General features: G+C 32.7%; 5 protein-coding genes. All 5 read left to right on the top strand.

Going from position 1 to position 7,106, the window contains the following annotated elements:
* The first annotated feature begins 340 nt into the window (after nt 1-340).
* The 5 genes from CJP74_RS06980 to CJP74_RS06960 all read left to right on the top strand — a co-directional run bounded on the left by CJP74_RS06980 (nt 341) and on the right by CJP74_RS06960 (nt 6,753).
* Nucleotides 341-2,374: an HsdM family class I SAM-dependent methyltransferase gene (locus CJP74_RS06980; RefSeq protein WP_119497659.1), complete on the top strand. Its 2,034-nt coding sequence runs from the start codon at nt 341-343 to the stop codon at nt 2,372-2,374.
* On the top strand, nt 2,371-3,486 hold the full coding sequence (locus tag CJP74_RS06975) for a restriction endonuclease subunit S (RefSeq protein WP_119497657.1): 1,116 nt from the start codon (nt 2,371-2,373) through the stop codon (nt 3,484-3,486). Before CJP74_RS06980 ends, CJP74_RS06975 begins: the two co-directional genes overlap by 4 nt.
* Nucleotides 3,487-3,937: 451 nt before the next feature.
* On the top strand, nt 3,938-4,144 hold the full coding sequence (locus CJP74_RS06970) for a helix-turn-helix domain-containing protein (RefSeq protein ID WP_119497654.1): 207 nt from the start codon (nt 3,938-3,940) through the stop codon (nt 4,142-4,144).
* 130 nt (nt 4,145-4,274) lie between these two features.
* The gene (locus CJP74_RS06965) at nt 4,275-5,594 is read left to right on the top strand and encodes a phospholipase D-like domain-containing protein (RefSeq protein WP_119497652.1); all 1,320 of its coding nucleotides are present in this window, start codon (nt 4,275-4,277) and stop codon (nt 5,592-5,594) included.
* A gap of 202 nt (nt 5,595-5,796) precedes the next feature.
* The gene (locus CJP74_RS06960; RefSeq protein WP_222987007.1) at nt 5,797-6,753 is read left to right on the top strand and encodes a DNA cytosine methyltransferase; all 957 of its coding nucleotides are present in this window, start codon (nt 5,797-5,799) and stop codon (nt 6,751-6,753) included.
* The last annotated feature ends 353 nt before the right edge of the window (nt 6,754-7,106 follow it).

The raw sequence follows: 7,106 nt of genomic DNA, 5'->3' as shown, positions 1-7,106 counted from the left end.
TTTTACCTTCTCTTGTTTTTGCCTTCTACTTTTCTTTTGCCTTCTACTTTTCTTTTGCCTTCTACTTTTCTTTTGCCTTCTACTTTTCTTTTACCTTTGTTAACTAACTTTTACTTAGAATAAGATAACTTTTCATTTACCTGTTGCTTTAAAATCAAAATAAAAAGACAAAAGACAAAAGACAAAAGACAAATGACAAATGACAAAAATCAAAAAACAAAACAAAACTTGTAATTATTAAGACAAATAACTAAACCCTTACTAGTAAAACAAAGCCCCAAGAGAGTTCCTAAAATCGATATAATAAAAATAACCCTACTTGCTATTCTTGGAGTTAAACATGAAGAAAATCAACCAGTTGAGCGAAAGAAAAATTATCCAAATTGCGAACCGAAGCTTAGAAGGTCTCGACTATAAAGAAGATCAAGAATTCTTAAACGAAGAAATAGATAGAGCTCTAAAAGAGTACTTCTCTAGAAACGGCGGTAAAGGAGGTAATCGTCCTGATGTAAAACTTCTTTGCCAAGATAAAGAGTTAAACTATTGGCCAATACTTATAGAGTATAAAGCAGGCAAAAACAAGTTAGTTAAACTTAATGCTCAGGGGCAAGTAGATAACCTTAAAAGCAATAGCGAACCTAATTATCGGCATATAAAAGATTATGCAGTAAATGGAGCTGTACACTATGCCAATGCTCTATTGCACTATACTAGCTATAGTAAGGTTATTGCTATTGGCGTAACAGGAGAAAGCGACCCTGTCCTAAAATTACATATTGAAGCCTATATTGTCTCAAAAGACAATTTTGGGATAGGACAAAAAATTGCTGAGTTTGAGGATTTATCTTTTTTACAACCAGAAAATTTTAATGCTTTTATTGCTCAGGTTAATGCTCTTAACTTAACTCCAGAAGAAAGTGAACTACGCAAAGAGCAACGCGAAAAAGAAATTGAGGCTAACTTAACTAAACTAAACAATTATATTTACGGTAATGAAAAAGGTTTAGGAGAAAGTGATCGCGTTTATCTGGTGGCAGCTACAATTATGGCTACTCTTGGCATTCCGAATAAAGTAAAACCCTTAACTAAAGAAGAGTTAATCTCTTCGCAAGAAAAAGAAAATACAGACGGCAAAATTATTAGTCGTAAAATTAAATCTTTTCTTGAACATAAGGATCTTCCGCCAAAGAAAAAAGACTTTATTATTCGCAGACTCGAAGATACTCTCTTTAATGAAAACCTCAATAAAGCCGTAAATGGGCAAAGCCAACTAAAACGCGTGTTTGATAAAATAGTTGATTACCTTGGCATCTACTATAAAATTGGTTTAACTACCGATTTTACTGGCAAACTCTTTAATGAAATGTACTCTTGGCTGGGCTTTAGTCAAGACAAGTTAAACGATGTGGTTTTAACTCCTTCTTATGTCGCTACTTTGCTAGTGAAACTGGCCCGCGTAAACAAAGACTCTTATGTTTGGGATTTTGCTACAGGCTCGGCAGGTTTACTCGTAGCTGCCATGAATGAAATGCTCAATGATGCCAAAGAAAAAATTAAATCTCCTCAACTTTTACAAGAAAAAGAACTCCAAATAAAAGCCCAGCAGTTACTTGGCTTAGAACTTCTTTCTTCGGTATACATGTTAGCCGTGCTCAATATGATTATGATGGGAGATGGCTCGGCTAATATTATTAATGCAGATTCGCTCAAGCAGTTTAATGGCAAGTATGGTTATGGCAAGGAAGAGCAAGACTTTCCTGCAGATGCACTTATTCTCAATCCCCCTTACTCGGCTCCTGGTAATGGCATGATCTTTGTCGAACGAGCTCTATCTCTGATGCAAACGGGTTATGCTGCAGTGCTTATTCAAGCTTCGGCAGGTAGTGGTAAAGCCAAAGAGATTAACCAACGCATTTTACAAAAGCATCGTCTTCTTGCAAGCATAAAAATGCCCTTAAACTTATTTGCGGGTAAATCTGTAGTACAAACCTATATCTATGTTTTTCAAGTGGGGCAAGCCCATGAAAACGACTATGCGGTAAAATTTATTGACTTTAGTCATGATGGCTATACTAGGTCAAGTCGCAAAAAAGCAAGCCATAACTTAAAAGATACCAACAATGCTAAAGCTCGCTATCAAGAGGTAGTTGATCTGGTGAAATTTGGGAAAAGTAAACTGCATTATTTAAGTCAAGACGAGTATTTTGAGGGGCACATAGATATTAAGCATGGTGCTGATTGGAATCAAGCTGCCCCTCAAGAGCTAACGCCGAGCTTAGAGGACTTTAAAAATTCTCTTGCTGATTACCTTGTTTGGGAAATTTCTCAACTGATTAAAAATCCTCGAGCCGAGGAAGACAAAGAGGGAAAATAACTGCCTCACTCAAGCAAACACTAACAGAGATTGAGTGGGGCGAATATCAACTTAGTGACCTTTTTACTATTGAAAATACTGCAAGTTTTAATAAAGAGCACTTAAGTGAAGGAGAGGATTTTGATTATGTGACGCGAACGAGCTTAAAGCAGGGAGTTTTACAAACTACAGGACAGCTTAAAGGCAAGGCTCCCAATGCAAGTAAAGTGTGGAGTCTAGGGCTTTTACAAATGGACTTTTTCTATCGCTCCCGACCTTGGTATGCTGGACAATTTGTCCGCAAGGTTGTGCCTAAATTTAAGCCAACGCCCCGAAATATTCCATTTTTTACCAGTCTGTTAAATAAAGTCAAACCTCTTCTTTTAAATGTTCTTATTCGCGATGTTAATCACACCTTTTTAAAACAAAAAGTTCGCTTGCCAAGCAAAAACGGACAAGTGGATTTTGCTTTGCTTGAAAAGTTGGCAACTCAACTTGAAAAAGAAAATCTCAAAAATATCCAAGCCTACTTACAAGAAAATGGCTTAGACACCCCACAACTAACTCCTGCTCAAGCCCGAGCTCTTGCTGACTTTAAGAATCTAACTTGGCAAGAGTACCAAATCGGAGAGCTCTTTGCTAAACTCCCTTGCCCAAGAGCCCCAAAACAAAATCTGCGTAAATCTCCTAGCCCAGAGTTTAATACTCCTGTAGTCTATTGTAAGTTTGGGGATAATGGCATTATGTATTGGGGCAGAGAAAATGAATTTACTACCTATAGCAAGGTTATTGCCATTATTTCCAATGGAGCTATAGCTACAGGTAAAGTTTATGCCCAAAAACAAACTACAGGTATTTTGTCAGATAGTTACTTTATCCAGTGGAAAAATGGCGAAGTTTCCCATAGAGTAAATTTATTTTTAAGTTTATGTCTCGAGAAAGGTCTATACCACAAATATTCTCGTGATAATCTGGCTACTTGGACAAATAAAGTTGAAAAAGACAAGGTACTCTTGCCAACTAAAAATGGAGTTGTTGATTTAACCTTTATGGAAAACTTTATTGTTGCTCTGGAAAAACAACTCCTCAAAGATTTAGGGCAATACTTGCAAAAGAGAAAGAAAGCAACTTAGGCATTGTTTTACCTAATGCCAAGTTTTCTAACTTTAAGCTAAGGCAGGTAAAGTTTACTTACTTTAACCCAAGACTTATCCTTCAAGGAAAGCAAAGAAGAGTTAGCTAAAGTTAGATACCTCAAAATCAACTCTCAAGTGGAACAAATTAGCCTCACTAAAAAGCAAAGAGAGATAGCTTCCGCTCTGGAAATAAATTTAGAGATTAACAAGTCTTAGCAAGCTAAGACTTGTTGCCTCGTAAAATTAGTAAGTTGAGTTTACTTACTAAGCTAAGTAATTGCTGGAGATAAATACTATTTATTAAAAGAAAATATTGATAATAAAACTCTCGGTTTTTTGTTTTATAAAAAGTAATATAAGTACGAGATAAAAGAAAAACTTATTAAAATAAGTTCTTCTAAGATGGTAAAATAAGATTAGTAAAATACCTATCTCTAGCGAGGCATATATGTCAAAACTTTGCTACAAAAAATTATTTAAAAAATTAATTGACGTAGATATGAAAGGCTCAGAGCTAATGGAAAAAGCTAAAGTGAGCAAAAGCACCTACTATAAAATGAAAAACGGAGAAAACATTACCACAGATGTGCTTTTAAGAATTTGTGATGTCTTAGACTGCGATATTTCTGAAATAGTAGAAAGAGTAAAAGATTAATAAAACTTAATACAAAAGGTCTACTTTTTTGTATAAATCTTACTAAGCATTATTAAAATTGCAAAAATTATACCTATCAAAATACCTAAGTTAATCATGTATCTCTAGTAATATAGGAGAATTAATTTATATGGCTGATATTTTATGGCATAAATTAGATAAGGCAAAGCAAGATAAGTATATTAAACGAATTACTATTCTTGGAATTCTAAGTGGCTTATTTAAGGAAGTGGAAGGAAAAAATGGTAAAAAGCCATACTTACATTACAGAAATCATGAGATCTCCTATATAGACAGCTTTGAAGTTCAGGGGATAACAAGGAAAGATAGTGCTTTTGATGCAATAGTTCGTATAAACAACAAATCTATTGGTGTAGGTTTAAAAACTTGGATACATAATTCTGATTTTTCTAATCAAAAAATTGCTGAGTTTAATAGAAAAAGTAGTGAAATTCGAAAACTTTTTAACGTCAATACACAAAATGAACTAGTTAAACGCATAGCTGAACTAAGAAATTCTAGGATTGAAGATGATAAACGACTTTATGAAACAGAAGAAGAAATTTATCACTTTATTACCAGAGATTATAACTGTTTTTATATCATTGAAACAAAATATGAAAAAATCGATATAGACAACATTAGTGATATAAGAATGACTGATACATCGGTTTCGTTTAATGACGGAAAAAATAGTTATATCTTTAATATGAGTAAAAGTACTTTATTCAAAAAGTTTAACGCTTCTAAAGAGGAAAGAATTTTACACAAAGAAATAAATATTCATAATGATCCTTTTTCTCTTTTAGAAGAGGTATTTAGTAACTCAAGCTTAAATAACTACATTTTTCCAGAGTCTCAACCAAATGTTAAAGAGGAAGAAAACTATATAATTTTACCTCTTTACAATGATAATAGTTATGAAGTTAATGATAGATCAGCTTTTAATGCTTCTCTAGGGAGCTCTAAAAGTAAAGGCTCTGATATCCCTAGACCTGCATATGAAGCTTATGCTCCTATCCCTGTATATATTCATCGACTATATCCTAATTTCTTTGGTATCGATGCCTTAGATAAAGAAGCAAGAAAAAATTCTAGTTTCTATTTACATTTACCTAATGGGGAGAAAATTATTGCTAAGATAACTCAAGACAATGGCAAAAGTTTACAAACTAATCCACAGTCTATATTGGGTAAATGGCTTCTTTTTAGTATATTTGGCTTAAATGAATATGAAAAGTTAACCAGAAAACTCATTGATGAAAAAGAAATTGACTCAATTAAAATAACAAAAATAGATAACAATAATTTCAAAGTAGATGTCTCTAATTACTTAGAATACGAAAAATGGAAATTAGAACATAAAAATAAAATACTAGAACTAAAAGAAGCTGGAATAATCAAAAAAGAACCTATTTTTAGACCTGATCTTTTTAAAGAAGAGCTGTAACTACAAATAGTAAGATAAATTAGTAATACCTCTAACTATTTGTTCTCATAAAGAAATGACAAACTCTTATCAAAAAATAGATCTACTCATTTGAATATATTGCATAACTTTAAAGCTTAAATGACTAAACGAAGTGGCTGCATTTTTGTCTTATGTTATGTATAATAAATAATTCAATCAAATTATAATTGTTGAGAATTGTATGACTATGAAATGTGCTTCTTTTTTTGCTGGAGTAGGAGGTATAGATCTAGGTTTTGAGCAAGCTGGGTTTGAAATTGTCTATGCAAATGAAATAGATAAGTTTGCTGTAGAAACATTTAAAGCTAACCATAAAGCATTTATGGATCATCGTAGTATTACCGACGTACAAGCAGAAGAGATTCCCGATTTTGACATAATGCTAGCTGGTTTTCCTTGCCAAGCATTTTCTGTTGCTGGCTATCGTAAAGGTTTTGCTGATAAAGGTCGTGGTGATCTATATTTTGAGCTAGAGAGAATCTTTATTGCCAAGCAACCTAAAATAATTTTCTTAGAAAATGTAAAAAACCTAGTAAGCCATGATAAAGGAAGAACCTTTGAGATCATAAAACAATCTCTCCAAGAAAATGGCTACCATATTAAGTTCCAAGTTTTAAATGCTTGTGACTATGGAAATATTCCGCAAAACCGTGAGCGTATATATATTGTCTGCTTTAAAGACCAAACTCTTATGGAAAAGTTTGAGTTCCCAGAAAAACTTCCTCTAACTACCAACATAAAAGATATGCTTGAAAAGGAAAGTAATATTGAAGCAAAATATTACTATACAGAGAAAACACCTTTTTATGCCAAACTTGTTGATGAAATAAAAGATGCTAAAACTCTGTATCAATGGCGAAGACAATATGTAAGGGCAAACAAAAGCAATCTTTGCCCAACTCTAACAGCCAATATGGGAACAGGTGGACATAATGTTCCATTACTTAATGTCCAAGGACAAAAAGACACTATTCGTAAACTAACTCCAAGAGAATGTTTTAACTTTCAGGGATATCCTAAAGATTTTGTATTACCTAACATAAGTAACGGTAACCTTTATAAACAAGCTGGAAATAGTGTGGTAGTCCCTGTAATTAGACGTATTGCAGAGCAAATTCAAAAGGTAGTTAATAGTTAACTGTTTTTTATTGAAAAGAGGAAGGTAATTAGCCATCCTCTTTTTTTTTACTTAAACTTTATCTTGCTAAGTATAAGCATATTAGATCCCAGGGAAGCAGGCTATCATCTATATAACTTTACAAGCAAAGAATAAAATTACAGAAAGGATGATAAAGATGTAAAAAATATCTAAAAATAAATAATCAACCATAAAAAAGTATTACGGTATATCCTAAAAAATGATTGAAATAAAAATAAATATAAATCAACGTAATATGATACAATTATATATATTTAGAATATAAAAAATATCTAAAATACAAAACATTAGAATAGATTTGAGAACTATATTTGACTAATTGCATTATAAGT

It is taken from the genome of Psittacicella melopsittaci (genome assembly GCF_003585925.1).
Taxonomy (GTDB): Bacteria; Pseudomonadota; Gammaproteobacteria; order Enterobacterales; family Psittacicellaceae; genus Psittacicella; species Psittacicella melopsittaci.
The sequence above is the reverse complement of the archived record's forward strand: the minus strand, read 5'-3'. Positions and strand labels throughout refer to the sequence as shown.